This is a genomic window from Cellulomonas sp. JZ18, from assembly GCF_009720485.1.
GTDB lineage: Bacteria > Actinomycetota > Actinomycetes > Actinomycetales > Cellulomonadaceae > Cellulomonas.
On record NZ_CP045245.1, the window covers coordinates 3,722,271 to 3,748,825 of the forward strand.

The 26,555-nt window shown below is 76.0% G+C and carries 29 protein-coding genes and 1 pseudogene; 12 read left to right on the forward strand and 18 right to left on the reverse strand.

Annotated elements, in window-relative coordinates; genetic code table 11:
* The first annotated feature begins 48 nt into the window (after positions 1–48).
* Positions 49–1,020 (forward strand): hypothetical protein, encoded by a 972-nt coding sequence (locus GC089_RS16775; RefSeq protein ID WP_155378593.1) that lies wholly within the window; start codon positions 49–51, stop codon positions 1,018–1,020.
* A 161-nt stretch (positions 1,021–1,181) separates the two neighbouring features.
* On the opposite strand, the gene GC089_RS16780 is transcribed toward GC089_RS16775, so the two are convergent.
* Together GC089_RS16780 and GC089_RS16785 are read right to left on the reverse strand one after the other, a co-directional pair.
* A complete protein-coding gene (locus tag GC089_RS16780) occupies positions 1,182–1,853 on the reverse strand; it encodes an HAD family hydrolase (RefSeq protein WP_196250743.1) in 672 nt (223 codons plus the stop codon).
* Between the two features lie 82 nt (positions 1,854–1,935).
* Complete coding sequence (locus tag GC089_RS16785; protein ID WP_196250744.1) at positions 1,936–3,009, reverse strand: hypothetical protein; 1,074 nt, start codon at positions 3,007–3,009, stop codon at positions 1,936–1,938.
* A gap of 346 nt (positions 3,010–3,355) precedes the next feature.
* Here GC089_RS16785 and GC089_RS16790 point away from each other — a divergent pair, with 346 nt between their 5' ends.
* Positions 3,356–3,787: a DUF2809 domain-containing protein gene (locus GC089_RS16790; protein WP_230684911.1), complete on the forward strand. Its 432-nt coding sequence runs from the start codon at positions 3,356–3,358 to the stop codon at positions 3,785–3,787.
* Between the two features lie 50 nt (positions 3,788–3,837).
* On the opposite strand, the gene GC089_RS16795 is transcribed toward GC089_RS16790, so the two are convergent.
* Positions 3,838–4,578, reverse strand: coding sequence for a class I SAM-dependent methyltransferase (locus GC089_RS16795; RefSeq protein WP_155378595.1), 741 nt, complete (start codon positions 4,576–4,578; stop codon positions 3,838–3,840).
* A 277-nt stretch (positions 4,579–4,855) separates the two neighbouring features.
* On the opposite strand from GC089_RS16795, the gene GC089_RS16800 reads away from it, so the two are divergent.
* From GC089_RS16800 to GC089_RS16810, 3 genes are all read left to right on the forward strand, one after another.
* Positions 4,856–6,553 carry a cellulase family glycosylhydrolase gene (locus GC089_RS16800; protein WP_230684912.1) on the forward strand — a complete coding sequence of 566 codons (1,698 nt, stop codon included), beginning with the start codon at positions 4,856–4,858 and terminating at the stop codon, positions 6,551–6,553.
* Between the two features lie 339 nt (positions 6,554–6,892).
* Positions 6,893–8,347, forward strand: coding sequence for a lipase maturation factor family protein (locus tag GC089_RS16805; RefSeq protein ID WP_155378596.1), 1,455 nt, complete (start codon positions 6,893–6,895; stop codon positions 8,345–8,347).
* Between the two features lie 87 nt (positions 8,348–8,434).
* Complete coding sequence (locus GC089_RS16810; RefSeq protein WP_155378597.1) at positions 8,435–9,805, forward strand: MFS transporter; 1,371 nt, start codon at positions 8,435–8,437, stop codon at positions 9,803–9,805.
* Between the two features lie 15 nt (positions 9,806–9,820).
* Here the strand turns inward: GC089_RS16810 and GC089_RS16815 are convergent, their stop codons facing one another.
* Entirely contained in the window at positions 9,821–10,600 is a 780-nt protein-coding gene (locus GC089_RS16815; protein ID WP_155378598.1) for an SDR family NAD(P)-dependent oxidoreductase, read from the reverse strand.
* 103 nt (positions 10,601–10,703) lie between these two features.
* Between GC089_RS16815 and GC089_RS16820 the strand changes: the two genes are divergently transcribed.
* Positions 10,704–11,048: a nuclear transport factor 2 family protein gene (locus GC089_RS16820; protein WP_155378599.1), complete on the forward strand. Its 345-nt coding sequence runs from the start codon at positions 10,704–10,706 to the stop codon at positions 11,046–11,048.
* Positions 11,049–11,052: 4 nt separating this feature from the next.
* Here GC089_RS16820 and GC089_RS19445 read toward each other — a convergent pair whose 3' ends face one another.
* Positions 11,053–11,715, reverse strand: a complete 663-nt coding sequence (locus GC089_RS19445; protein WP_230684913.1) for a bifunctional 2-polyprenyl-6-hydroxyphenol methylase/3-demethylubiquinol 3-O-methyltransferase UbiG — start codon at positions 11,713–11,715, stop codon at positions 11,053–11,055.
* Positions 11,712–12,215, reverse strand: a complete 504-nt coding sequence (locus GC089_RS19450; protein ID WP_230684914.1) for an NUDIX domain-containing protein — start codon at positions 12,213–12,215, stop codon at positions 11,712–11,714. Before GC089_RS19450 ends, GC089_RS19445 begins: the two co-directional genes overlap by 4 nt.
* Before the next feature lie 116 nt (positions 12,216–12,331).
* Here GC089_RS19450 and GC089_RS16830 point away from each other — a divergent pair, with 116 nt between their 5' ends.
* Complete coding sequence (locus GC089_RS16830; protein WP_155378601.1) at positions 12,332–13,606, forward strand: MFS transporter; 1,275 nt, start codon at positions 12,332–12,334, stop codon at positions 13,604–13,606.
* On the opposite strand, the gene GC089_RS19455 is transcribed toward GC089_RS16830, so the two are convergent.
* The 5 genes and pseudogenes from GC089_RS19455 to GC089_RS16855 form a co-directional block, all read right to left on the reverse strand.
* Positions 13,584–13,727 (reverse strand): hypothetical protein, encoded by a 144-nt coding sequence (locus tag GC089_RS19455; RefSeq protein WP_230684915.1) that lies wholly within the window; start codon positions 13,725–13,727, stop codon positions 13,584–13,586. The genes GC089_RS16830 and GC089_RS19455 overlap by 23 nt on opposite strands.
* Before the next feature lie 258 nt (positions 13,728–13,985).
* The gene (locus GC089_RS16840) at positions 13,986–14,321 is read right to left on the reverse strand and encodes an STAS domain-containing protein (RefSeq protein WP_155378602.1); all 336 of its coding nucleotides are present in this window, start codon (positions 14,319–14,321) and stop codon (positions 13,986–13,988) included.
* Positions 14,321–16,332 (reverse strand): annotated as a pseudogene (locus tag GC089_RS16845) (glycosyltransferase family 2 protein). Before GC089_RS16845 ends, GC089_RS16840 begins: the two are co-directional and overlap by 1 nt.
* Positions 16,329–16,532 (reverse strand): SpoIIE family protein phosphatase, encoded by a 204-nt coding sequence (locus tag GC089_RS16850; protein WP_155378603.1) that lies wholly within the window; start codon positions 16,530–16,532, stop codon positions 16,329–16,331. The pseudogene GC089_RS16845 and the gene GC089_RS16850 overlap by 4 nt, the downstream one beginning before the upstream one ends.
* A gap of 104 nt (positions 16,533–16,636) precedes the next feature.
* Complete coding sequence (locus GC089_RS16855; RefSeq protein ID WP_155378604.1) at positions 16,637–17,203, reverse strand: type 1 glutamine amidotransferase domain-containing protein; 567 nt, start codon at positions 17,201–17,203, stop codon at positions 16,637–16,639.
* 155 nt (positions 17,204–17,358) lie between these two features.
* Between GC089_RS16855 and GC089_RS16860 the strand changes: the two genes are divergently transcribed.
* From GC089_RS16860 to GC089_RS16870, 3 genes are read left to right on the forward strand one after another with little or no spacing between them, the layout of a single operon-like run.
* Entirely contained in the window at positions 17,359–17,730 is a 372-nt protein-coding gene (locus GC089_RS16860) for a YciI family protein (RefSeq protein ID WP_155378605.1), read from the forward strand.
* Positions 17,727–18,068 (forward strand): YciI family protein, encoded by a 342-nt coding sequence (locus tag GC089_RS16865; protein WP_155378606.1) that lies wholly within the window; start codon positions 17,727–17,729, stop codon positions 18,066–18,068. The genes GC089_RS16860 and GC089_RS16865 overlap by 4 nt, the downstream gene beginning before the upstream one ends.
* The gene (locus GC089_RS16870) at positions 18,065–19,330 is read left to right on the forward strand and encodes an RNA polymerase sigma factor (RefSeq protein WP_155378607.1); all 1,266 of its coding nucleotides are present in this window, start codon (positions 18,065–18,067) and stop codon (positions 19,328–19,330) included. Before GC089_RS16865 ends, GC089_RS16870 begins: the two co-directional genes overlap by 4 nt.
* Positions 19,331–19,364: 34 nt before the next feature.
* On the opposite strand, the gene GC089_RS16875 is transcribed toward GC089_RS16870, so the two are convergent.
* Positions 19,365–20,003 (reverse strand): hypothetical protein, encoded by a 639-nt coding sequence (locus GC089_RS16875; RefSeq protein WP_155378608.1) that lies wholly within the window; start codon positions 20,001–20,003, stop codon positions 19,365–19,367.
* A gap of 148 nt (positions 20,004–20,151) precedes the next feature.
* Here GC089_RS16875 and GC089_RS16880 point away from each other — a divergent pair, with 148 nt between their 5' ends.
* Positions 20,152–21,264 (forward strand): GNAT family N-acetyltransferase, encoded by a 1,113-nt coding sequence (locus GC089_RS16880; protein ID WP_155378609.1) that lies wholly within the window; start codon positions 20,152–20,154, stop codon positions 21,262–21,264.
* 7 nt (positions 21,265–21,271) lie between these two features.
* Here the strand turns inward: GC089_RS16880 and GC089_RS16885 are convergent, their stop codons facing one another.
* Positions 21,272–21,514, reverse strand: coding sequence for a hypothetical protein (locus GC089_RS16885; protein WP_155378610.1), 243 nt, complete (start codon positions 21,512–21,514; stop codon positions 21,272–21,274).
* An 85-nt stretch (positions 21,515–21,599) separates the two neighbouring features.
* The gene (locus GC089_RS16890) at positions 21,600–22,034 is read right to left on the reverse strand and encodes a hypothetical protein (protein ID WP_155378611.1); all 435 of its coding nucleotides are present in this window, start codon (positions 22,032–22,034) and stop codon (positions 21,600–21,602) included.
* A gap of 163 nt (positions 22,035–22,197) precedes the next feature.
* On the opposite strand from GC089_RS16890, the gene GC089_RS16895 reads away from it, so the two are divergent.
* On the forward strand, positions 22,198–22,629 hold the full coding sequence (locus GC089_RS16895; protein WP_155378612.1) for a VOC family protein: 432 nt from the start codon (positions 22,198–22,200) through the stop codon (positions 22,627–22,629).
* Positions 22,630–22,633: 4 nt separating this feature from the next.
* Here GC089_RS16895 and GC089_RS19460 read toward each other — a convergent pair whose 3' ends face one another.
* The 4 genes from GC089_RS19460 to GC089_RS16910 all read right to left on the reverse strand — a co-directional run bounded on the left by GC089_RS19460 (position 22,634) and on the right by GC089_RS16910 (position 26,554).
* Positions 22,634–23,038: a hypothetical protein gene (locus GC089_RS19460; protein WP_230684916.1), complete on the reverse strand. Its 405-nt coding sequence runs from the start codon at positions 23,036–23,038 to the stop codon at positions 22,634–22,636.
* Entirely contained in the window at positions 22,987–23,388 is a 402-nt protein-coding gene (locus GC089_RS19465; protein WP_230684917.1) for an SRPBCC family protein, read from the reverse strand. The genes GC089_RS19460 and GC089_RS19465 overlap by 52 nt, the downstream gene beginning before the upstream one ends.
* A gap of 272 nt (positions 23,389–23,660) precedes the next feature.
* Positions 23,661–24,830 (reverse strand): ABC transporter ATP-binding protein, encoded by a 1,170-nt coding sequence (locus tag GC089_RS16905; RefSeq protein ID WP_155378613.1) that lies wholly within the window; start codon positions 24,828–24,830, stop codon positions 23,661–23,663.
* Entirely contained in the window at positions 24,827–26,554 is a 1,728-nt protein-coding gene (locus tag GC089_RS16910) for an iron ABC transporter permease (protein WP_155378614.1), read from the reverse strand. Before GC089_RS16910 ends, GC089_RS16905 begins: the two co-directional genes overlap by 4 nt.
* Position 26,555: the final 1 nt, after the last annotated feature.

The following is a 26,555-nucleotide window of genomic DNA, read 5'->3' on the forward strand; positions in this document are numbered from 1 at the left end:
CGTCGGTGCTCGGCCCCACGGGCGGTGACGGGCACCGAGGCTCGGCGCATGCCTCGTCGTCCCGGTCCACCGTCCGCGCTCCAGCTCGACCCCACCCCGCTGCCGACCGTGCACCTGCACGGGCACCACCCACCCGAGGACGTCCGGCGCCTGCTCGCCACCGGGACGTGGACGCGGGTGCGGCGCGGCGCGTCCGTCGACGCGCCGGGACCAGGACGCCACGACCGTCGCACCGCGCTCGCCCGCGTCGTCGCGGTGCACCGCCAGTCGTCGCACCCACCGCTCCTCGTGCGCGAGTCGGCGGCGCTCGTGTGGGGCCTCCCGCTCGCCGCGGTCCCCCGTGTCACGCACGTCGCCCAGGCGTCGCACCCCAGTGACCGCAGCGCTGCGGACGTGGTCCGGCACGTCGTTCACGTCCCCGCCGAGCACCGCACCGTGCACCGCGGGCTGCACGTGACGACGCTCGAGCGGACCGTCGTCGACTGCGCCGCCACGCTCGACCCGTACGGCGGGCTCGTCGTCGCCGACGCCGCCCTGCACGCCGGGGCGGACCCGGACCGGATCGGCGCGATGCTCGAGGCCGCACGTGGACGGCGGGGCGTGCGCCGCGCACGGGCGGTCGTCGCCGCGGCGGACGGCGGGGCGGAGTCGCCCGGTGAGACCTGGACGCGCTGGACGCTGCTGCGGTTCGGTCTGCCGACGCCCGAGACGCAGGTCGCCGTCGTGACGCCGGCCGGCCGCTACTGGGGCGACCTCGGCTACCCCGGCCGCCGGGTGCTCGTCGAGTACGACGGCGCCGAGAAGTACGGCACGGACGCCGCCGCCGCGGTCGACGCCCTGCGTCAGGAGCGCCGACGGCAGCTGGCCGTCGAGGAGGCGGGCTGGCGCGTCGTGCGGGCGACGGCCGCCGACCGGCGGGACCCCGCACGTCTGGTGACCCGTGTGCAGTCGCTGCTGCCCGACGTCCGCCCGACCCCCCGCCCGGACCTCCAGCCCCCGCCCCGCACCCCCACCCGCTGACGCACCGCTGCGCCCACTCCCCACCCGCGGCCGCGATCCCTCGCCGAGTTCGGGGTTCTGTCGCGAGTTCGCGATCTCGAGGTCGCGTACTCGGCACGGAACCACCGAGCTCGGCGTCGGGCGGGGCGGGGTCCGGGGGCTCGGGGGCCCGGTGTTCGGGGCTACGGGGTGAGGAGCTCGGCGGGGACGGCGGTGAGCGAGCGGACGACGTGCGCCGGCGAGTCGGGGCGGGCACGCCCGGCGCGGTCGAGCAGCACCGCGGCGATGCCGAGCGCCTGCGCACCCGCGACGTCCGCAGCCGGCGAGTCGCCGACGTGCACCGCGTCCGCCGGCGCGACACCCAGCCGGTCGAGCGCGAGCAGGAACGGCTCCGGGCGCGGCTTGTACGCACGCGCGTCCTCGCTCGTCACGACCGCGTCGACGTGCAGCCCGTGGTGCGCGAGGACGGCGGCGGCGTCGTCCCGGTCGACGTCGGAGACGAGGCACACGGGCACGTCCACCGCGTCGAGCGCGTCGAGGAACGCCCGCGCGTCGGGCAGCAGGCGCGGGGCGCGCCACGCCGCCCGGGACGTCGTGAGCCACGCGTCGCCGTCGACGGTCACGCCGAACGCGTCCGCGAGGTGCCGGAGCGTGGACCGCGTCAGGTCGGCCAGGGTGCGGAACGCGTCGCCGTGCGCGTCGCCGCCGGCCCACAGGTGCGTCGTCCACGCGGCCTCCACGTCGGCGACCGGGGCGCCCGACCGGGCGGCGACGTCGGTGCAGATCCGGGCCACCACCGCGTCGTCGTCCTCGACGAGCGTGCCGTAGAGGTCGACCAGCACGGCGCGGGGCACGGCGGGCAGGCTACCGGTCCGGCCCTGCCCCGGGGCGCCGGCGGACGCTCGCCGACGCCGCGGGCAGGGCCGCGCCCCCGGGTCAGCAGCGCTGAACCGGCCCGCTGACGTTCCGGATCACGAGGTTGTCGGCGCACGGGTTCTCGACGATGCGCGCCCCGTTGGCCAGGGTGAGGTTCTGCAGGGTGATGTCCCGGTTGCCGGGGAACTCCGCGCGCTCGGCGAGCCGGACGTCCCCGCGGGAGACGGTGCCGCTCGTGGTCGCGAGGCTGACGTTGGTGCAGTTCTCGATGAGCACCGGGTTGTTGCCGGTGTTCGTCAGCTCGACGCGGTTCACCCGCAGCCCACCGCTCTCGGAGACGCAGAAGATCCCGCGCCCGCCGCCGCTCGCACGGACGGTCCCGACCTCGATGTTCGTCGGGTAGGAGCTGCCGACGCGGCCCGCCCGGTTGGCGATGCGGAACGCGGCGTACCCCGTGCCGGCGGCGACGTTGACGGCGTCGACCGTGCCGACGCGCGCGTTGATCGTCTGGTTGAGCAGGAGCCCCGACTCGCGGACGTCGCGCGCCGTGAGGGTGCCGAGCGTGAAGCCGTCGACGCCGTACGTCTCGACGGCGTGCGAGCCGGCGCCGGACACGTACGCGCGGTCGATGCTGATGTTGCGCGCGAAGCGGGAGCGGTCGCCGTGGTTGTCGACGCGGATGCCGATGCCGCCGCCGGACAGGCGCATGTCGACGTCCCGCAGCCGCAGGTCGTCGACGTTGCGCGCGAAGATCCCGTAGACGGGCGTGCCGGTCATCGCCAGCCGGGCGACCTCGATGTCGCGGACCCCGCGCATGTAGATGCCGGCGACGTTGCCGGACCCGGAGCCGCTGACGTGGATGGTGCCGCAGGACTCGAACGCGGTGTGGCTGGGCAGCGTGATGCGGGCGTTCGCGCTCATGGTCCCGGAGCCGTTGACGACGACGCGCTGCTTGCTGGTGCGGCCGGCGTCGAGCCCGTCGACGGCGCGCTGGATGGCGGTGAGCATGTCGGAGCCGGACCACAGCTCGCGGGTGCCGCGGTAGGCGCGCCAGGTGCTGCCGTCCTGGACGGCGGAGCCGTGGACGGTCGAGCCGGTGCAGCTGGTGCCGGGTGCGGCGTGCGCGGCGGGCACCGCGACGAGGCCGGCGGCGAGGGTGGCGCCGGCCGCGAGCGCCGCGAGGACGGCGCGTCGGCGTGCGGGCCGGAGGGGGCGCGCAGATCGGGCGTGACGCGTCGTTCGGGCAGGTCGTGCGGTTCGGGCGAGCAGGGAGGACGGCATGCGGTGACCTCTCGTCGGGCCGCCGGGCGACGTGCGGGCGTGCGTCGGTGGACGCCCAGCCGGTCGGCCGGTCTCGACCGTAGGCGGCGTCACGCAGCAGGAGGGACGGTTTGAATCGTTTCGGAGCGCGCTTTCCGCACGTTTGACCCCGCAGCGGTGCCTGTGCTCGCAGCCCCTCGCGAGCCGCTACCGTCACCGCGTGCTCCCCTCCCTCCGGCGCGCCGCGGACCGGCGTCCGGCCGCCGCGCGTCGGCGGGATCCCCTCGTGGCCGCAGCCGCCGTGGTCCTCGCCTGCGGCCTCGCCGTCTCCCGCGGTGGCGGCCTGGGCGCGGACCTCGCCGGCGGCGCGCTGTACGCGGCGCTCGTGCACCTGCTCGTGCTGCTGGTCGCCCCGCGGACGCGCCCCGGCGTGGCCGCAGCCGTGGCGCTCGGTGCGTGCGTCACGGTGGAGCTCGCCCAGCTGACACCCGTACCCGCCACGGTGGTGGCGGCGTGGCCGCCGGCCGCGTACGTGCTCGGGTCGACGTTCGTGCCCACCGACCTGCTCGCGTACGCGGCCGGGGTGGCCGTCGTCGCGGCCGCGGACGTCCTCGCGCGCCGGGCACCCCGGGGGCCGGACCCCGCCGCCTGACCGGCCGCCGCCCGACCCGGCTCACCGCTCGACCCGGCGGCGCCCGGCCCTCAGCCCGTCGGCCGCCGGTACACCGACACGTGCGAGCGCGACTCCGCCGTGAACGGCGTCCCCGACCAGTCGGCGTGCCGCTCCTCGAGCACCAGCCCGGCGAGGCGCGCCATCAGGTCGAGCTCCGCCGGCCACACGTACCGGTGGCCGCTGCGCCACACCTCCGCCGTCCCGTCGTCGTCCCACCGCACGTGGTGCGAGACGAGCCGCTGGTGCAGCGGGTCGACCGTGTCGACGCCCAGGTACCGGTCCGCGGACGCGAACAGGACGCCCGGCTGCCCCGGTGGCAGCACGCGCAGGTCCGGCACCTCGAGCTCGACGACGAACCGCCCGCCCGGCACCAGGTGACGCGCCGCGTTGGCGACGCACGCGACCTGCGCGTCCTGCGTGAGCAGGTTCGAGATCGCGTTGTAGACGACGTAGACGAGCGCGAACTCCCCCGGCACGCTCGCCGTCGCCATGTCGCCCAGCACGACCGGGAGCGTCGCCTCGTCGACCTTCGTCCGCAGCTGCGCGAGCATCGCCGCCGACAGCTCGACGCCCGCCACCGGCACGCCGCGCGCGGCGAGCGGCACGGCGACGCGCCCGGTCCCGACGGCGAGCTCCAGCGCGCGGCCGTCCCCGGCCAGTGCGGCGAGGCGGTCGACGGTCGGGTCGAGCACCTCCGGCGCGAACATGCCGACGCCCGGGGTGTCGTAGCGTCGCGCCGTCCGCTCGTCCCAGATGTCTCGGTGGTCCACGCCGCGACGCTCGTCCTGACGACGGCGGCGCGTCAACGGGTTTGCGCGGCAGGACGGGCGGCGGGCGGGCCGCGAGCGTCGGCACCGTCGCCTGACCTCCCGCCCCCGCCCGCACCCGCGCCGCGTTCCCGAAGCGTTCCGGGGGTTCCGGACGAACCGCCCGCGTCCGTACACTCCGGTCGAAGCGCTTCGACGTTCCGGTCGTCGCAGCCCGTGGGCACCGTCGCCCGCGCCGCCGGGGCACCGCCGCCCCCCGCGCTCGAAGGAGAGCACACACGTGAACCGACGCCTGTGGGCGAGCGTCACCGCGCTCGTCTCGACCGCGGCGCTCGCCGCCGGCCTCGCCGCACCCGCGGCCGCCGCGCCCGACGCCGCCACCGCACGCGCACCGAAGCAGACGGCGGCGCAGAAGACCGTCGCCGCGATGCAGCCCGGCTGGAACCTCGGCAACACGCTCGACGCCGTCGGCCCCGACGAGACCGCGTGGGGCAACCCGCGCGTCACCGAGGACCTGTTCGACGCCGTCGAGGACGAGGGCTTCAACAGCGTCCGCATCCCGGTGACGTTCGGTCAGCACCAGGGGCCGGCGCCCGAGTACGCGGTCGACCCGGTGTTCCTCGACCGCGTCGAGGAGGTCGTCGACATGGCGCTCGACGAGGGCCTGTACGTCCTGCTCGACGTCCACCACGACTCGTGGCAGTGGATCAACCAGATGCCGACGCAGCACGACGCGGTGCTCGCGCAGTACACCGCCCTGTGGGAGCAGCTGGCCGAGCGGTTCCGCGACCACCCGAGGCGGCTGCTGCTGGAGAGCGTGAACGAGCCGCAGTTCGCGGGCGTCGACGACGCGACGTCGTACGCGCTGCTGCACGAGCTCAACGTCGTGTTCCACGAGATCGTCCGCTCGTCCGGCGGGCGCAACGCCGACCGCGTGCTCGTCCTGCCGACCCTGCACACCAACGCCGAGCAGGGCCGCCTCGACGCGCTGACCGCGACGTTCGAGCAGCTCGACGACCCGAACCTCGCCGCGACCGTCCACTACTACGGCTACTGGCCGTTCAGCGTGAACGTCGCGGGCGGCTACCGGTACGACGCGACCGCGCAGGCGGACACCGAGGGCACGTTCGCGCGCGTGCACGACTCGTTCGTCGCGCAGGGGATCCCCGTGATCCTCGGCGAGTACGGCCTGCTCGGGTTCGACCGGCACACGGGCACGATCCAGCAGGGCGAGAAGCTGAAGTTCTTCGAGCACGTCGGCCACCTGGCCCGCACGACGGGCGTCACCACGATGCTGTGGGACAACGGCCAGCACCTGTCGCGGACCGCGTTCACGTGGCAGGACCCGGCGCTGTTCGCGCAGATCCGCGAGAGCTGGAAGCGGCAGTCCGGCACGGCGTCGACCGACCAGGTGTTCGTGCGTCCCGGCGCGGTCGCCGACCAGACGGTGACGCTGCACCCGAACGGCAACCGCGTGAAGGACGTCCGCCTCGACGGCCGGCGCCTGAAGCCGTCGCAGTACCGCCTCGACGGCGACGTGCTCACCCTGCCGGCGGCGCTGCTGCAGCCGCTCGTCGCCGACGGCACCCACGGCCCGCGCGCGGTCGTGGAGGTCCGGTTCAGCAAGGGCCTGCCGTGGCGGATCGAGGTCGTCGCCGCCGACACGCCCGTGCTCGGTGACGCGGCCGGCACGGTCGACGACCTCGCGATCCCGACGGACTTCCGCGGCGACCGCCTCGCCACGATGGAGGCGCGGTACGCCGACGGCACGAACGCCGGGCCGCACGGGTGGACGTCATTCAAGGAGTTCGACGTGACGTTCGCCCCCGAGGACGGCCGCATCGTGCTCCGCCCGGCGTTCTTCGCCGAGGTCACCGACGGTGCACCCGTGCACCTGACGTTCCACTTCTGGAGCGGCGACACGGTGAGCTACACGGTGACCCGCACGGGCACCACGGTCACCGGCACCGCCGCCTGACCCACCCGCCCCGTCCGGTCCTCCGGCGGACCCACCCGCCCCCGTCCCGGCCCGGCCCGGCCCCCGCCCCGTCCTCCGGCCCGTCCCCCCGCTCCCCCCTCCCCGCGAGTCCGGCACCTGTGCGTCGAGTTCGGCACTCGTAGCCGTCGGACTCGGCACGCAACCACCGATCTCGGCGGCGGTGGGCGGGGCGGGGGCGGAGGCCGGGCGGGGGACCGAGGCGGGGCGGGGACCCGGCGGGGGCCGTGCAGGACCGGGCGGGGGCGTCGGCGGGCGGCGGGGCGTCCGGTGGACCACCCTGGACGGCGGGCGCGCCGAGCAGGGCGGGGGTGGTCGGGCGTGGAGTGGTTCGACGCCGAGGGGTACACGATCGCGCGCGAGGTCGTGCAGCGCGGCGTCGCGGCGGTCTTCGTCCTGGGGTTCGTCGCGGTGCTGCGCCAGTTCCGGCCGCTGCTCGGCGAGCACGGGCTGCTGCCGGTGCCGGCGTTCACGGCCCGGGTGCCGTTCCGCGCCAGCCCCAGCCTGTTCCACCGGTGGTTCTCCGACCGGCTGGTCGTGGTCGTCGGCTGGGTCGGCGTCGTGGTCGCGCTGACGCTCGTCGCCGGGCTCCCGCAGCAGGGACCGCCGTGGCTGTCGGCGCTCGCGTTCCTGCTGCTGTGGGCGCTGTACCTGTCGGTCGTCAATGTCGGGCAGGTGTTCTACGGGTTCGGCTGGGAGTCGTTGCTGCTCGAGGCGGGGTTCCTCGTGGCGTTCCTCGGGTCGGACGACGTCGCGCCGCCGGTCACCGTGCTCGCGCTGCTGTGGTGGCTCGTCTTCCGCCTCGAGTTCGGCGCGGGGCTCATCAAGTGGCGGGGCGACCCGGCGTGGCGGGACCTGACGGCGCTGTACTACCACCACGAGACGCAGCCCATGCCGGGCCCGCTGAGCCGCCTGTTCCACCTGCTGCCGCGTCCGCTGCACAAGGTCGAGGTGGTCGCGAACCACGTGACGCAGCTGGTCGTGCCGTTCGGGCTGCTGGTGCCCGGGCCTGTGGCGTCGACGGCCGCGGCGGTCATGGTCGTCACGCAGCTGTGGCTCGTGCTGTCCGGCAACTTCGCGTGGCTGAACTGGTTGACGATCGTCCTGGCGTGCGCGGCGATCGACGACGCGTCGTGGCGGTGGGCCCTCGGCCTCGTCGGCGCGGACGTCGCCCCCGCCGCACCGGCCGCCGACCCGCCGCTGTGGTTCGTCGTCGTGGTCCTGGCCGTCACCGCGCTGTGCGTGTGGATCAGCCGGCACCCGCTGCGCAACCTGCTGTCGCGCCACCAGGCGATGAACGCCTCCTTCAACGTCTGGCACCTGGTCAACGCGTACGGGGCGTTCGGCTCCATCACGCGCCGGCGCACGGAGGTCGTGGTCGAGGGGACGCGCGACCCCGACCCGGCGACCGCCACGTGGCTCGAGTACGAGTTCCGCGGCAAGCCCACCGACGTGCGCCGCCTGCCCCGCCAGTACGCGCCGTACCACCTGCGCCTCGACTGGGGGATGTGGTTCCTCGCGCTCGGCTCGTCGTCGCAGCTGCGCTGGTTCGTGCCGTTCCTGGGCCGGCTGCTCGAGGCCGACCGGCCCACGCTGCGGCTGCTCGCACGCGACCCGTTCGACGGGGAGCGGCCCCGGTGGGTGCGCGCGCACCTGTACCGGTACCGGTTCGCGACCCGCGCGGAGCGCCGCGCCACCGGGCAGCGGTGGGTGCGCGAGGACGACGGCCTCATGATCGGCGCCATGGACAGCACCCGGTTCGCACGCATGCGCTGACGAGCCCCGGACGTCGGCCACCGCACCCGCGGACGCACGGGCGAATCCGCGTGCACCGCCGCGTGCGCCCCTGCGACGATGACGCCCATGTCCCCCTCGTCCCCGCGCGCCTCCCCTGCCCGGGCACCGGCCCGCGGGCTCGCGGTGACGGCCGACCCGGAGGCGTCGACCGGCGCGCCCGGGACGACGCCGGCTCCTCCGCCGCGCGGCGTCGCGGGACCGCTCGTCGAGCGCCTGCTGCCCGCGCGCCTCGGCACGGGGATCCGGTGGCTGCTCGCGTCGTCCTGGTCGACCAACCTCGGCGACGGCCTGCTGCTCGCGGCCGGCCCGCTGCTCGTCGCCTCGCGCACCGACGACCCGTTCCTCGTCGCGCTCGCCGCGCTCCTCACGTGGCTGCCGCCGCTGCTGTTCGGCCTGTGGGCGGGGGTGCTGACCGACCGGCTCGACCGGCGCCGACTCGTGGTGACGGTCAACGTCGTGCGGGTCGGGGTGCTCGCGGCGCTCGCGGCCGCGGTGGCGCTCGACGCCGCGCCGATCGCGGTGGTGCTCGCGGCGCTGTTCCTCGTCGCGACGGCTGAGACGTTCGCCGACAACACCTTCAACGCGCTCGTGCCGACGCTCGTCGCGCGCGACGACCTCGCGGTCGCCAACGCGCGCATGCAGACCGCGTTCATCGCGCTCAACCAGCTCGCCGGGCCGCCGCTGGGCGCCGCGCTGTTCGCGGTCGGGCACGCCTGGCCGGTCGCGGCCGACGCGCTGCTCGTCGCCGCCGGCGTCGCGCTCGTCGCGCGGGTGCGCCTGCCCGAGCGCGCGTCCGACCACCACGAGCGCAGCCACGTGCTGGCCGACGTCGCCGAGGGCGTCCGCTGGGTGTGGCACCACGCCGCCGTGCGCACGCTGGTCCTGACGATCCTCATCTTCAACGTGACGTTCGGCGCCGCGTTCTCGGTGCTCGTCCTGTACGCGCAGGAGCGCCTCGGCCTCGGCGAGGTCGGCTACGGCCTGCTGACGACGACGCAGGCGCTCGGCGGCCTCGCCGGCATCGCGGCGTACGGCTGGCTGACGGCGCGCGTCTCCCTCGCGAACCTCCTGCGCGTCGGCCTGGTCATCGAGACCCTCACGCACCTGGCGCTCGCGCTGACGACGCAGGCGTGGCTGGCCCTCGGCATCTTCTTCGTCTTCGGCGCGCACGCGTTCGTCTGGGGCACGACGTCGGTGACGGTGCGCCAGCGCGCCGTCCCGCACCGGCTGCAGGGGCGCGTCGGCAGCGTGAACCTCGTCGGCGTCTTCGGCGGGCTCGTGCTCGGCGCGGGGATCGGTGGCGCGCTCGCGCAGCGGTACGGCGTGACGGCGCCGTTCTGGTTCGCGTTCGCGGGCTCGGCCGTGTTCGTCGTGCTCATCTGGCACCAGCTGCGCCACGTCGCGCACGCGGACGAGCAGGACGCGCCCGCCGCGTGACGCCGAGGGGCACCGTCAGGCGATGAGGGACTGCCCGCCGTCCACGAACACCTCCGTGCCGCTGACGTGGCTCGCCGCGTCGGACGCGAGGAACGCGATGACGTCGGCGACCTGCTGCGACGACCCGGACCGCTCGCCCGTCAGCGGGATCTGCCCGTCGGGGTACTCGGCCGCGACGCCGAGGTCCTCGGTGCCGCGCTGCTCGGTGTTGTCGTCGATCTCGGTGTCGATCGCGCCCGGGCAGACGGCGTTCACGCGCACCCCGCGCGGGCCCAGCTCCACGGCCACCATCCGCGCGAACGCCACCTGCCCGGCCTTGCTCGTCGCGTACGCCGACGCGCCCGAGTTGCTGAACGTGCGCGTCCCGTTGATGGACGCGACGACGACGACCGCACCGCCCTGCCGCACCAGCAGCGGCACGGCGTAGCGCACCGTGAGGAACGTGCCCGTGAGGTTCGTCGCGATCGTCGACTCCCACTCCTGCGGCTCGAGCTCCTCCAGCGGCGCCCACACGCCGTTGACACCGGCGTTCGCGACCACCACGTCGAGGCGGCCGAGCTCGCGCTCGACGCGCTCGTAGACCTCGCGGACGGCAGCGGCGTCGGCCACGTCCGCGGCCACCGGGAGCACCGTGCCGCCGGCCCCGCGGATCTCCTCCGCCACGTCGTCCGCGCTGTCCTGGCTGTGCCCGAGCGCGACGACGGTCGCACCGTCCTGCGCGAGCCGCAGCGCCGTCGCCCGTCCGATGCCCGACCCCGCGCCCGTGACCAGCGCGACCTTGCCCTGCAGCGTCATCCCGCACCCCTCCCGTGGCCGACGTCGTCGACGCTAGCCAGGCACCCGGTCCCGCGCCCGGTGAGCGGCGGCACGCGGCGCCCGGGCGTGCTAGCACTGCCCCATGGACCTCGCCGACGAGCTCATGACCTCCGAGCGGCGCCTCGCGCACGGTCGCGGCGCCGAGTACGCCGACACCCTCACCGACGACGCCCTCGTGGTCGTCCCCGGCGCCGTGCTCGACCGGGACGCGTGCGTCGCGGCGATGGACGCCTCCGACGGCTGGGACGACGTCGAGCTGGGCGCGCCCCGGCTCGTGGCGTCGGGCGACGTCGCGACCGTCGTCTACCCCTTCCGCGGGCGCCGCGGGGAGTGGACGTACCGCGCGACGCTCGCGTCGACGTACCGGCGCACGGACTCCGGGTGGCGCCTCGTGCTGCACCAGCAGACCCCCGAGCCGACCGGCTGACGGCTCACGCGGACGGCCGCGTCCACACCGCCGACCACCGCCAGTAGACGTGCCGCCGCCAGCGCGCGCCGGGCAGCAGTTCGGCCACGAGGCGGCGCATCTGCGCGTACGTGCACGGCGGCGGCCAGACCGTGGGCGACGGGTGCTCCCAGTACCCGCGGCGCCGGCGCGCGACGTGGTCGAGGACGAGTCCGGCGACCCCGGGCGGGAGGTCGGCGGGGCCCGACGCGCGGGCCAGACCGACCACCGCGAGCCGGCCGCCCGGGCGGACCAGGTCGGCCAGGCGCAGCAGCCCCGTGCGCGCGTCGAGGTGGTGCAGCGTCGCGACCGCCGCGACGAGGTCGAACGACGCGGGGGCGAACGGGTACGTGAGCACGTCCCCCTCCACGTAGGTGACGTCGTCCCCGGCGGCCCGGGCCTGCGCGAGGCTCGGCGCGTGCAGGTCGATGCCCGTGACCTCGGGTACCAGCGCACGCAGCCGGCGGGCGAGCATGCCCTCGCCGCACCCGGCGTCGAGCGCGGTGCGCGCGCCGTCGGGCACGGCCGCGATCACGACCGGGTGGTAGTGGACGTTGTGGTTCCAGCGCGGCGGGTCGTCGCTCGCCCGGGCGTCGGCACCGGTCCCGACGCCGTCGCCCGGACGGCGGGCCTCCCGGTCGGCGCTCACGCCCGCACCGTCGCCGCGACCAGCGCGTCGATCGCCGGCACCTGCCCGGCGACCAGCCGCTCGCGGGCCTCGTCGAGACCGCACCACACCGCCCGGTCCACCTCGGGGAACGTGGTGCGGCGCCCCGAGCGGGGGGGCCACTCGGCCTCCACCGTGCTCACCCCCGGACGGGTGGTGAGGTCGTCGCACGCCGGGTCGTCGGGCGAGCCGACGAGCTCCGCGGGCACCTCGACGGCGAGGACGACGACGACCTTGCCGGACGCGTAGCGGAACGCGCCGAGCTCCACCGCGGGCAGGTCGGGCGCCGGGACGCCGACCTCCTCGTGGAACTCGCGCCGCGCGGCGGCAGCCGCGTCCTCCCCCGGCTCGACGACGCCCTTCGGCACGGTCCACGCGCGCGCGTCCTTGCGGGCCCAGAACGGACCACCCATGTGGGCGATGAGCACGCGCGGCGTGGCACCGCCGTGGTGCAGGAGGATCCCCGCGCTCGTCACGGCCATCCGCGGACCGTACCGCCTCGGTGCGGCGGGACGGGGACGAACCGGGACGGGAGGGGCGGTGAGGGCAGCCGCGCACTCTTGTCATCCGCCCGCGTGAAACTGCTACGGTGCCGCGCATGCCGAGCCCCGGGCACCGTCCTGCCTTCTGGTGGCTGTGGACGTCGTCAGGGCTCTCGAACGCCGCCGACGGCGTCCTCAAGACCGCGCTGCCGCTCGTCGCGCTGCGCTACACCGACTCCCCCGCCGTGGTCGCCGGCATCGCGCTCGCGCTGTCCCTGCCCTGGCTGCTCGTGTCGCTGCCCGCCGGCGCGCTCGCCGACCGGTGGGACCGCCGTCGCACGATGCTCGTCGCCAACGTGGTCCGCGCGTCCGCGCTGGTCGCGCTCGTCGCGCTGCCCGCGGACGGGCCGGCCTCGCTGGGGCTGCTCTACGCGCTCGCCCTCGTGGTCGGGACCGCCGAGGTCTTCCACGACACCAGCGCGCAGTCGATCCTTCCCCAGGTCGTCGGGCGCGAGCACCTCGACCGCGCGAACGGGCGCCTCTACGCGGTCGAGGTGACCGCCAACCAGTTCGTCGGGCCGCCGCTCGGCGGCGTGCTCGTCGCCGCGGGCGTCGCGCTCGCGCTCGTGTCGCCCGCGCTGCTGTGGGTGCTCGCGGTCCTCGCGCTCCTCATGGTGCGCGGGTCGTTCCGGCCCACGCGTGCCGCCGCCCGGACCACGATGCGCGCCGACGTCGCCGAGGGCCTGCGCTTCCTGTGGCGGCGGCCGGTGCTGCGCACGCTCGCCCTCATGGTCGGCGTCTCCAACCTCGCCGAGTTCGCGATGATGTCGGTCTTCGTGCTGTGGGCCGTCGGGCCGGACTCGGTGCTCGGCCTCAGCGAGCCGGGCTACGGGGCGCTCGCGACCGCCGCCGCCGTGGGTGCGGTGCTCGGCTCGCTCGGCGCCGAGCGGGTCGCCGCACGCCTCGGGCGCACGCTGAGCCTCGCCCTGTGCGTCGTGGTCGCCGCGGCGTCGCACGCCGTCCCGGTGCTCACCACGCAGGTGCTCGTCGTCGCCGCCGTGTGGGCCGCCGCCGGCGCGGGCATCGCCGTGTGGAACGTCGTCACGGTCTCGCTGCGCCAGCGCCTCACGCCCGACCACCTGCTGGGTCGGCTCACGTCCGCGTACCGGCTCCTGGCGTGGGGGACGATGCCGGTCGGCGCCCTGCTCGGCGGGCTCGTCGGCGAGCACGTCGGCCTCGCGCAGGTGTTCGTCGTCGCGACCGTGCTCGACCTGCTCCTGCTGCTGTGCCTGCCGGTGCTGCGCGAGCGGCACCTGCGCGAGGCGGAGGCGGAGGTGGTCGGACGGGACGCGGACGACGCGCTCGCGGTCAGCCGGTCCGACGCCGGGTGAGCGTCCAGCGCGTGCCGTCGCCCTCGGCGGTGCACGCGACGTCGACGAGCGCCGCCACGATGGCCAGGCCGCGACCGGACTCGGCCTGCGCGTCCGGCATCGCCGGGGCGAGGTCGAGCATCGGCGGGGGCCTGCCTGCTCGGCCACCGCGACGACGACGTCCGGCCGCACCGTGACGTGCACGCCCGCGCCGTGCCACGTCCCGTCGGGGCCGTGCCGCACGACGTTGCCGGCGACCTCGACGAGCGCGGTCTCGACCGCGACCCGGTCGGTCTCGCCGACGTCGCCCGCCGCCCGCCACAGCTCCTCCAGGGCGTGGTGGACCCGGTCGAGCACACCGGCGGCGTCCTCGCCCTCCAGCGGGAGGTCGAGGTGGGCGTCAGGCGGCACCGGCGGCGTCCTCGACCGTGTCGTACGGCGTGAGCACGCGGTCCATGGTGGTCAGGCGCAGCACGGTGAGCACCTGGCCGTTGACGCGGGCGATGCGCAGGTCGCCGCCCGCCGCCCGGGCACGACGCAGACCGCCCACCAGGGCGCCGAGGCCCGAGGAGTCCATGAACGCGGTCTCCTCCAGGTCGACGACGACGACGGCGCTGCCGGCGTCGACCACGCGGTCGACCTCCGCCTTGAGCTCACCGGCGGTCACCATCGTCAGCCTGCCCTGCGGCCGCAGCACGGCGACCCCGCCGGCCCGCACGTCCTTCGCGATCTCCATCAGACCTCCTCCTCGGCGCCCTGGTACCCGCGGTACCGCAGCGCCTGCACGATCACGCTGAGCACGACCAGGTCGTAGGCGACCCAGGCGAGGTTCACGAACGTCCCGACCCACGGTGCGTACCCCAGGGACCACCGCACGACGCCGACGACCGCCGCGACCACGAGCACCGCCATCGCCGTCAGCTGCGGCAGGACGATCCGCCACGCCCCGGTCGACGACTGCCGCACCTTCGGGGTCACGGCGAAGCCGAGCGGGCGCCCCCACCACACGTTGGCCGCCGCGGTCCACGTCGCCTTGATCCACACGGGGAACAGCGCGAGCGCGTACTGCTGCCCCCGCCACGTGCGCAGCCCGCGGGCCGCCACGAGGAACAGCAGCTGGCTCGCGACCTGGAACGGCACGAACCGTGCGAAGAAGTCGACGCTCCACGCGGTGACCGGCAGGACCCCGAAGCACAGGAAGATCACGGGCGCCGCGAGGTAGACCACCGCCGTGAACCCGGACAGGTAGCTCCACATCGTCGCGCCGTACATGAGGCGCTGCCCCAGCCGCAGGCCCTTCACGGTGAGCGGGTTCTCCTGCAGGAAGACCTGCAGCGTGCCCTGCGCCCAGCGCAGCCGCTGCGTGATCATCGTGCCCAGGTCCTCGGGGCGAGGCCGTGGGCGAGGCTCTCGTGGTGGTAGACGGTCTTCCACCCGAGCGCGTGCAGGCGCATGGCGGTCGCCATGTCCTCGGTCACCGAGAGGGTGGCGACGGGCATGACGGGCATCGCCTCGTCGCCGCGGTCCACGTCGACCGCGCGCACGAGCGTGCGCACCGACGCGAGCGCGCCGAGCGGGGACCACTCGCGCGCGTCGAGCGCGGCCAGGGCCTCGGCCCGGACCGGGTCGGGCCGCGCGTCGCCGGCGGCCCCCTCCCCGACGTCCTCCCCGGGAGCCTGCGCGGTGCCCGGCCCGGCACCGACGTCGGCGGGGGCCGCCGCCAGGGCCGGCGCCAGCTCGCCCAGCGCCTCGAGGTCCGCGCGGATCGCCGCCATGTCGGCCGCGACGACGGACGACGACACCTCGTCCACGCGCCGCTGGAACGCGTACGTGACGTCGGCGAGCGGCTCGTCCGCGTCGAGCCGGCGCAGCGCGTGCGTCGCGGCCCGGGCGATCTCGTCGAGCGCCGCCGCGACCCGCGGGTCCTCCGCCTGCCGGCGCGCCCGTTGCAGCACGCGGCGGCTCGTGTGCAGCGCCGCGCGCACGGCGCGCTCGGTCTCCCGCACGTACCCGACGAGGCCGAGCTGCATGAGCGCGTCCCGGCGCAGGATGGCGTTCGACCCGCAGAAGAACGCCGCGTTCCACCCGTCCTTGCCCTGCTGGATGGGCCCGTAGAAGAGCGGGGCCTGGCTGCCGAGCGGGTCCGCCTCGGGGACGTTCGTGAAGAACTGCGGCGTCTGGACGAGCGCGACCGCGGGGTCCTCGAAGTAGGCGACCGTGCGGTCGAGGATCTGCGGGGAGGGGATCTGGTCGGCGTCGAGGACGAGGATCAGCTCGCCGTCCGTCAGGCCCAGCGCGTTGTTGAGGTTGCCGGCCTTGGCGTGCTTCGGCCGGTCCGCCCAGTCGGCCCCGCGGACGATGTAGCCGACGCCCAGCCGCTCGGCCTCGGCCCGCATCTCGGGCCGCGCGCCGTCGTCGAGCACCCACGTGCGGTGCGGGTAGCGGATGTCCCGCGCGGCCTGCGCGGTCCGGGCGACGAGCTCGACGGGCTCGTCGTACGTCGTGATGAAGACGTCGACCGTGACGCCCTCCGGGGCGGGGCCGGGGTCCTCACGCGGCTTCGCCCTCCACATCGTGATGCCGAAGAGCGTGACGTCGACCAGCGAGTACGTCTCGGCGACCACGAGCGGCACCGCGATCCACCACGCCGACCAGTTCACCGACTCCAGCCAGCGCCACACGATGTAGTTCACGCCCAGCACGAGGGTGAGCGTGACGACGACGCGGAGCGCGACCAGGCGCCTCACGTGGCGGCCCCGCGCCGCACGGCCACGACCGTGACGTCGTCCGGCCGGGTACCGCTGCCGGCGGCGAGCGCGAGCACCCGGTCGACCGCCTCCTGCGCCCGGTCGAAGCGCTCCTCCGGCGGGGTGTCGAGCAGGTCGAGCCGGTGCACCGCGGCGAGCCGCTCCTCCTCGGTGGCGCGCGCGCCGTCGGTGCTCCCCATGCGACGACGCTAACCCCGCCGCCCACGCCGCCACCCGCCAGGAGTCGCGCTTGCCCGGAATGTCGCGACGCATCACCCCAGGTCAGCAGGTGGGCACGCGTCCGTCAGGCCGGCCCGCCCAGCGCCGCGTCGACCGCGCCGAGGAAGTCGTCGAGGTCGTCCGGGGTGCGCGACGTGACGAGCGTGAAGCCGCCGGCGTCGTCGCTCACCACGGACTTGTCGACCCACTCGCCGCCGGCGTTGCGCACGTCGGTGGCGAGCGACGGGTACGACGTGAGCGTCTTGCCCTGCAGCAGGCCCGCCTCGACGAGCGACCAGGGGCCGTGGCAGATCGCCGCGACGGGCCGGCCGGACCTGGCGAACTCCGTGACGATCGCGATCGCGTCGTCCTGCAGGCGCAGGTTGTCGGCGTTGATCGTGCCGCCGGGCACGAGCAGGAGGTCGTACCCCTGGCCGTCGACGGCGGAGATCGTCGTGTCCGGGTCGACGGTGCGGCCCGGGTCCTTGTCGCCGACGAGCGTCTGGATCGGGGACTCCTCGACGGCGGCGACGTCGACCTGGGCGCCTGCTTCGCGCAGGTGCTCGACGGGGACGACGAGCTCGTCCTGCTCCACGCCGTAGTTCGTGACGACGGCGAGCACGCGGCGGCCGGTGAGGTCGGTGGCGGGCATGGCTTCGCTCCTTCGGGTCGGGTGCGATGTCCCTGCCACGCTAGGTCGGGCCCGGTCGCGCCGCAGGACGAGGACGCCCTGTCGAAATCCGGGACCCTCGCGCGTCCTGTCCCGTGACGGGCACAGTGGGTGCCCCGGACGAGAGGAGACCGGCCATGGCCGAGGCACAGACGTACCTGGTGATGCTGTGGGGCGACGAGGCGCCGTGGGCGGACGCGACGCCGGAGCAGATGGCGGCGGCGTACGCCGACCACGACCGCTTCTCGAAGGCGTGCGCCGAGGCGGGGCACGAGATCGTCGGCGGCGAGGAGCTGCAGGGCGCGCGCAGCGCGACGCTCGTGCGTCCCGCCGCGGACGGGTACGAGGTCGTCGACGGGCCGTACACGGAGACCGTGGAGCAGCTGGGCGGGTACTACCTGATCCGCACCGCGGACCTCGCGGGCCTGCAGTCGCTGGTGCCGATGATCATGGACGGCGGCACGGTCGAGATCCGTCCGATCGTCGACCACTCCGGGGCGACCTCGTGAGGGTCCTCGTCCTGCTCTACCAGGACGAGCGGGTCTGGGCCGAGGCCGACGAGGCGGAGCGCGCGCGGTACTACGCGCAGCACGCGGCGTTCGACGTCGCGCTGCGCGAGGCGGGCGTCACCGTCGTCGCGGCCGAGGCGCTCGCGGGCGTCCGGTCCGCGGTGACGTTCCGGCGCCGCGGCGAGGACGAGACGCTCGTGGACGGGCCGTTCGCGGAGACGGCCGAGCAGCTGGGCGGGTTCTACCTGCTGGACGCCCCGGACCTCGCCGCCGTCACCGGCACGCTCGGGACCCTGCCGGAGTACACCCTCGAGGTCCGGCCGGTCGCCGAGGTATGACGACGGACGTCGACGCGGCCCTGGCGGACGCCTGGCGCACCCACTGGTCGCGCGTCGTGGCCCTGCTCGTCGCGCAGTTCGCGAGCCCCGACCTGGCCGAGGACGGCGCTGCGGACGCGTTCGAGGCGGCCGCCCGCACCTGGCCCGTCGACGGCGTCCCGTCGAGCCCCGGCGCCTGGCTGCTCACCGCGGCCCGGCGCCGGGTGCTCGACCGGCTGCGGGCCCGCGCCGTGCACCTGCGCAAGGAGCCGCTGATGGTCGTCGACGCGCAGATGCGTGCGCTCGCGGCCGCGGCGGTCGACCCGGGCGCGCACGTCGCGGACGAGCAGCTGCGGCTCGTGCTGGCGTGCTGCCACCCCGCGCTCGCGCCCGCGGACCGCGTGGCGCTGACGCTGCGGTTCGTCGTCGGCCTGACCACGGCCGACATCGCGCGCCTGCAGCTCGTGCAGCACACCGCCATGTCGGCGCGGCTCACGCGGGCGAAGAAGCGGCTCGCGACGTCGGGCATCGCGTTCGCCGTCCCGCCGCCGGACCGGCTCGACGAGCGCCTCGACGCGGTCGCCACCGTCCTCTACCTCGTGTTCACCGCGGGCTACCAGCCGGCGGACGTGCCGGGCGGCCTGCGCATCGACCTCGCGGACGAGGCGGTCCGGCTGACGCGTGAGCTCGACCGGCTCGTCGGCGGGCGGCCCGGCCTGCGGGCGCTGCTCGCGCTCATGCTGCTGCAGCACTCCCGCCGGGACGCGCGCGTGGACGCGGACGGGCGGATCGTCCTGCTGCCCGACCAGGACCGCACGCGCTGGCACGCGGACGAGATCACGGAGGGGCTCGCGCTCGTCCGTGCGCTGCCCCCGCTCGCGGGGCTCGCGGAGGACCACCGGCTGCAGGCCCTCGTCGCGGCCGAGCACGCCGCGGCCCGTACCCCGCGAGAGACCCGCTGGGACGTCGTCGCGGGCCTGTACGCCGCGCTCGAGCAGCGCACCGGCTCGCCGGTGGTGCGGCTGGCCCGCGCGGTCGCGGTGGCGGAGGCGGCCGGGCCCGCTGCGGGTCTGGCGCTGCTCGACGGGCTGGACGACGTCCTGGCGCACCACCACCGCCTGCCGGCCGTGCGCGGCGAGCTGCTGCTGCGTGCGGGACGCGCACCCGAGGCCGTCGCGGCGTTCGAACGGGCGCTCGCGCTCGTGCCCGCACCCGCCGAGCGGGTGCACCTGACGGAGCGGCTCGCGGCCGCCCGGGAGGCCGTGGGCCGCGACGACGCGTGACGGGACGCCACCAGGGCACGCGCCGGCCACCGGCTCACGCCGCGACGACCGCCCGCTCCCACGCCTCGCCGGACGTGCGGCGGAAGCCGACCCGCTCGAGGTAGGGCGCCGACCCCGGGGGCGCCGTCGGCACGACGAGCCGGCGCAGCCCGTGCGCGGCGAACACGTCGCTGTCCCGGTACACGAACTCCCCGGGCGTGAAGTCGCGGAAGCGCGGCGTCACCCAGTCGAGCAGGACGAGGCCCGTGCCGTCACCCGCGTCGCGGACCAGCACCACGCCCACCGTCTCGTCGCCGCGCACCACGAGGAACGCGAGCTCGTCCCCCTCGCCGGCGGCCACGTCCCGCGCGGGGGCGGTCCGGTGCCGGGCGACGTCGTCGGCGTGCACCGCCAGCACGTGCCGCAGGTACGCGTCGTCGGGCGCGACCTCGACCACCGCGTACACGCGCGCGTCGTCCCGCTCCCGGCGCAGCCGCCACAGCCAGTAGACGTTGATGAGCGAGATCGCGCCGTTCATCGCCGCGAACGCCCAGATGCCGAACACGGCGTTGTACGCGGTCGCGAGCAGCGAGCCCACCAGGTTCATGACCCGGAACCGCCACACGCGCGCCTGCATGAGGGACACCACGACCAGCACGGAGCCGGCCCACCCGACGACCTCGAGCCACACCACCGCGGGAGCGTATGCCACCCGCTCGCCGTTCCCGGCCTCCCGTGGGCCCGGGGCACCGGGAAGGGCGGGTGGCCGGGGCGGGTGAGGTTCGGCTCCCGCCCGGTAAAGGCGTCGACGGCGCGGCGGCGCCGCGAGGACAGTGGCACCCATGGAGAGCACGACCGCCACCTGGACGCTGCACGAGCTGCCGCTCGTCGTCACGCCGGAGGACCCCGACGCCTGGCTGGTCGTCGGCATGGTGCGGGCCCGCAACGCGGTGATCCGCGCCGACTGGGACCACGACGACTTCGCCTCCACGGAGCAGGAGACGTTCTCCGACCTGCGGCACCAGCGGTACACGCGCCGCCGCCGCGTCGTCGCGCTCGTCGACGGTGCCGACGGCGACCCCGACCGCGTCGTCGGGTACGCGCGGCTCGACCTGCCCCTGCAGGAGAACACGCACACCGGGTACGCCGACGTCGGCGTCCTGCCCTCGCACCGCGGCCGCGGCATCGGCACGGCGCTGCACGCCGCGGCGCTGGACCTCGCACGCGGCGACGGACGCGCCAAGCTCATGGTCGAGACGGACCACGCCGTCGAGCCTGCCGAGGGTCCCGGCGCCCTGTCGGCGCCCACCGGCTCGGGGCGGGTCCCGGCCGACGCGCCGTCCGTGCGGTTCGCGCAGCGGCACGGGTGGCGGCTCGAGCAGGTCGTGCGCCACTCGCGCCTGCACCTGCCGGTCGCGCCCGACCTGCTGGACCGCTACCGGCGGGAGTCGCACGAGCGCGCCGGTGACGACTACCGCGTCGTGCAGTGGGAGGACGCCTGCCCGGACGCCTGGGTCGACCAGTTCGCCCTGCTCAACACCCGCATGAGCACCGACGTCCCGCTCGGGGGCCTCGACCTCGAGGAGGACGTGTGGGACGCGGCCCGCGTCCGCACGACCGAGGAGCAGGTCCTCGGGCGCGGTGAGCACCTGCTCACGTCGGCCGTCGAGCACGTGCCCACGGGCACGCTGGTCGCGTTCTCGTCGTTCCAGGTGCCCGGGCACAGCGACGAGTTCGTGTGGCAGGGCGACACGCTGGTGCTGAAGGAGCACCGCGGACGGCGCCTCGGGATGCTCGTCAAGGTCGCGCAGCTCGACCTGCTCGCCCGCGTGCGGCCGACGGTGCGCCGCATCAGCACGTGGAACGCCGAGGAGAACAGCTGGATGCTCGCCATCAACGTGGCGCTCGGGTTCCGGCCCGAGGGCTGCGTCGGGGAGTGGCAGGTCGAGCTCTGACGGCGGTTCAGGCGAGCACGGTGACCGTCGAGCCCGGGCTCATCCGGTCCGCGACCCGCCAGCCGACCTCGGCGGCGGCCGCGGCGTCCGCCGCGTCGACGTGCAGCGTGAACTGCACGCTGCCGTCGTCCTGACGGACCGCCTCCTCGACCTGCACGGCGTCCTCGCCCGCGACGGCGTCGTCGATCGACGCGACGTCGCCGGCCTCGGCGGTGGGCAGGGCGGTGCCGGACACGCGGAACGTGGGCATGGGTCCCTCCTGGGGCTCGGGGCTCGTCTGACCCGCCCAGCGTCACCCGGGACCGGCCCCGCCGCGCGGCGAGCGCGACGGTGGGTCAGCGGTCGTCGTCCTCGGGGGCGCGCAGGCTCTCGGCGAGGGTGCGCAGCTCGCCGGTGAGCCGGTCGAGCTCCTCGGCGTACCCGTCCGGCGCCCCCTCCGCGGTCGCCTCCAGCTCGTCGACCGCCGCCTCGAGACGTTCCGCCGCGGCCGTCCGTCCCTCCTCCGTGCCCCGGTCACGCAGCGAGACGGCCTCGTCCACGGCACCGCGGGCCTCGTCCAGCGCGGCACCGGCCTGCTCGCGCACGCCCTCGTCGGCGTCCTGGAGCCGGCCCTCGAGACCGTCGAGGCGCTCCTCGAAGGCGTCGGCGCGCACCTGGTCCTCGCTCGGCTCCGTGGACACGGTCGACGGGACGGCGTCCGGCTCTCCCCCGGCGCAGCCGGTGAGCAGCAGCCCTCCCGCCAGCACGACCACCACACCCGCTCGACGCACGGCTCCTCCTCCGGCTCGCCCCCGTCCAGTCTGTGCGGGGCGGACGGCACCGCCCGCCCGCCCGCCGATCACGCCCGGGGGTGGAGGACCGGTCGTCCTGTCGGCGGGGCCCGCTACGGTGCGGCGTGCAGGCACCCCCCGCTCGCTCCGCCGGAAGGACACCATGACGACGACCGTGCCCCTGACGGGGAGCCGCCAGGTGCGGCTCGTGACGGACCTCGACGCCTCGCGGGCCTGGTACCGCGACGTGCTCGGCTGCGAGGTCGACGCGTGGGGGCACGCGCTGCGCGACGCCTTCCAGCTCGTGCTCCAGCAGGCGGCCGACCCCGCGCACGTGCGCCCGAACGCGGTCGCCGCACCGCGCGACACCTACCCCACGGACTGGCGTGGTCCGCAGGAGGGCTGGGACTCCTACGTCTTCGTCGAGTTCGACGACTTCGGGGCGCTCGTCGCCGAGCTGCGCGAGCGGGGTGCCGACCTGGGCGCGGGGCCCGTCGAGGCCACGCACAGCGACGGCACGACCTTCCGCAACGTCACCGTGCGGGACCCCGACGGGTACGCGATCGTGTTCGGCTGCGGCGCGCGCCGCGGCTGACCGGTCAGGACGCCGTCGCCGCGACGGCACCCCACCAGCCGGCCCAGCGCCGCCGCGCCTCGGCGAGCGTCGCCTCGTCGAGGCCGTACGTCGACAGGACCGCCGAGATGCGGCCGTGCGGCGGGTGGTGCCCCGCCGGCTCGAGCATGAGCACCAGCAGCGACTCGGCGATGCCGTGCAGGTGGATGCCCACCTGGTGCGCGGTGCGGTGCACGAGCGTCCCGCCGACGCGTGACCCGTCGGGCCGCGTCACGTCGACGTGCGCACCGACGGGCAGTCCCCGGACCCCGTGCAGACCCGCCCGGTACAGCAGCGGGTCGCGCCGGTCCCCCGCGTCGAGCCCCAGCACCGCGAGCGTCACGCGGTCCTCCCCCGGGTGGTGCTCGAGCGCGAACCGCAGCTGCTGCACGAACGCGATCCAGCCCTCGTCGATCTCGTCGTAGACACCGTCGAAGGGGCGAGTCCGTCGTGGCTGCGGCGGGTGATCGTCACGTGCGTGCGCCGCGGCTCGTCGTCCCGCGCGGTGACCGTGAGGACGTCGTGGTGGGGCCACGTCAGGGCGCGCGTGGTGCGCCCGTCCGCGTGCGCGTGGTGCTCGCGCGGGCCGTCGACGAAGATCTGGCGGATCTCGGCGTCGAGGTCCGGGTGGTCCCAGCCGAACCAGCGCCGGACGAGGCGCGGGTCGCGCAGGTGCGCCCACACGTCCGCCACGGGGGCGGCGACGTCCACCGACACGATCTCCCGGGTTTCCAGCGTCATCGCTGCTCACTTCCGTCGCGGGCCACGGACCGGTGTGCTGCTGACGACGTTACCCACGCCCGGGCGGCACGGCGAGGGCGGCAGGAGGGGCGCGGGGAAGGGCCCGCGTGCGGGACCTCGGGCGCGTCGGGGCGGCGAGGGAAGGTGTCGCGCACGGGCGTACGCACCGTGTGCGCACACGCGCAGAGGACCACCTCCTCGGCCGCGCGGCACGCCCTCCGCCGGGACCCTCCTCCGCCGCGACACCTCCTCGGCCGCGCGGCACGCGCGCCTCAGCCCTCTGCGGCCGGCTCCGGGGCGACCCACGCGCCGGGCAACGGCGCGACGGCGGCGGCGTCGACGCGCAGCGGGACGTCGTCGCCCGGCGTGCAGGACCACCCGGCGGGCGCCAGCGCGGTGACGCGTCCCACCCCCGGCACGTCCGCGACGACCTCGGTCCGCCCGCGCCGCGAGCGCAGGAGGAGGCACGGGGCCGTCAGCGGTGCCCCAGCCGGGTCCTCCGCGACGACGAACGCGCCGGCGGCGAGGGCGAGCGTCGTGCCGGCGCTCGGGCGTGCGGCCCCCGACCCGGTGGACGCGGCGGTGGCCGTCCCCGTGGCGGGCGCCGTCGCCGTCGCCGTCGCCGTCGCCGTGGCCGTCGCCGTGGCCCTCGCAGCGGCCGTCGCCGTGACGAGGGCCCGCACCGCCGCGGGTGCGGCGTCGACGTCGGCGGGCACGTCGACGAACGCCTCGTACCCGAGGAACTCCGCGACCCGCCGCGACGCCGGCCGCGACCACAGCGCCGCGGGCGCGGCGACCTGCAGCAGGCGTCCGGCGTCCATGACGGCGACGCGGTCGGCGACCGCGAACGCCTCGTCGTGGTCGTGCGTGACGAACAGCGCGGTGGTGCCGGTGGTGACGAGGACGTCGCGCAGGTCGAGCGCGAGCCGCTCGCGCAGGGACCGGTCGAGCGCGGACAGCGGCTCGTCGAGCAGCAGCAGGCGCGGGCGCGGGGCGAGGGCCCGGGCGAGGGCGACCCGCTGACGCTCACCGCCCGAGAGCGTCGCGACGTCGCGGCGCTGCGTGCCGGGCAGCCCGACGAGGTCGAGCAGCTCGGCGACGCGCGCCGAGCGCTCCGCCCGGGGCCGGCTCGCGAGGCCGTACGCGACGTTGCCCGCGACGTCGAGGTGCCCGAACAGCTGCCCGTCCTGGAACAGCAGGCCGAACCCGCGCCGGTGCACGGGCACGCCGCTGACGCCGACGCCGTCCCAGGCGACGTCGCCACCGGCGAGCGGCTCGAGGCCGGCGACGGCCCGCAGCAGGGACGACTTGCCGCACCCGGAGGGGCCCAGCAGCGCGACGACCTCGCCCACGGGCACGTCGAGCGACACCCCGTCGACGGCCGCCCGCGCCGCACCGGGGTACCGCACCACCACGTCCCGCACACCCAGCCCGTCGCTCACCAGCTGCTCCCCGCACCGGGCGAGCGCAGCCGCTCGCACACCGCCACGATCCCCGCGGTCAGCGCCGCGAGCAGCACGGACGCCGCCAGCGCCGTGCCGTAGTTCTCCACCCCGGGCCGCCCGAGCAGCCGGAAGATCACGACCGGCAGCGTCGGGTTCTCCGGCCGGGCCAGGAACGACGTCGCCCCGAACTCCCCGAGCGAGGCCGCGAACGCGAACCCCAGCGCGAGGCCGAGGGAGCGCAGCGCGACGGCCAGGTCGACGGTCCGCAGCACGCGGGCCGGGGACGCGCCGAGCGTCGCCGCCGCCTCCCGCAGGCGCGGGTCGACCGCGCGCAGCACGGGCAGCACCGTGCGCACCACGAGCGGCACCGCGACGACCGCCTGCGCGACCGGCACCAGCACGCCCGACGTCCGCAGGTCGAGCGGCAGCCCGAACGGCCGGTCCATCGAGACCAGGAACCCGAACCCCACGGTCACCGCCGACACCCCGAGCGGCAGCATGAACAGCGCGTCGAGGCCCGCGACGGCCCGCCGCCCGGCGGCCGCGCGCGGGCGGCGCGACACCACGAGCGCGACCAGCCCGCCGACGACGAGCGCGAGCACGGTGGCGTCGAGCGCGACCCGCAGCGACGTCACCGCCGCCTCCCACGGCGTCACGCGCAGCACGTCGGCCGGCTCGGCCAGCCGGGCGTAGTTGCCCAGCCCCCACCCGTCCGGCGTGCGCAGCGAGCGGACCACGAGGTTCACGAGCGGCAGCGCGATCAGGCCGGCGACGGTGACGGCGGTGACGACGACGGCGACCAGGTCGAACGGGTCGCGCAGGCGCACGGGGTGCGCGGCGTCGACGGGCTCGGTCAGGTGCAGCGCCCGCTCGGTGCGGGCGCGGGCGCGACCGGCGAGCGCGAGCGCGGCGACCACGACGACGAGCTGCACGACCGACAGCACCGCGGCGGCGCGCAGGTCGAGGAACTGCGTCGTCTGCACCCAGATCTCGGTCTCGACGGTCCCGAACTGCCGGCCGCCGAGCACGAGGACCGTGCCGAACGCCGTCGCGCAGAAGAGGAAGGTGAGGGACGCGGCCGACGCGATCGCCGGGGCCAGGGCCGGCAGCGTCACCGTGCGGAACGCGCGCCACGGCGAGGCGCCCAGCGAGCGCGCGGCCTGCTCGGCGCGCGGGTCCAGCCGCTCCCACAGGCCGCCGACCGTGCGGACGACGACGGCGGTGTTGAAGAAGACGAGCGCCAGCACGATCGCCGTCATCGTGCCGTCGAGGCCGAGCCCGCCCAGCAGGCCGTTCTCGACCAGCAGCGAGCGGAACGCGACGCCGACCACGACGGTCGGCAGCACGAACGGCACGGTGACGAACGCCCGCACCGCACCGCGCCCGGGGAACGTGCACCGGTGCAGCAGGTACGCGGCGGGGACCCCGAGCAGCACCGACCCGAGCGTGCCGAGCGTCGCCTGCGTGAGCGTCTGCCCGACGATCCGCCACGTGCGCGGCCGCCCCAGCACGTCCGCGAACCCGCCCAGGTCGAGCCCGCCGTCGGTGACGAACCCGCGGCCGACGATCGCCGCGACCGGCCAGGCGAAGAACACCCCGAGGAACACCAGCGGCACGACGACCGCGCCGCCCCAGAACAGGACGCGCCCGGGCGGCACGCCGCCGCCGCGCGGCCCGGAAGCCGGTGCGGCGGGGCGTGCCCGCTCGAGCGTCGTCGTCATG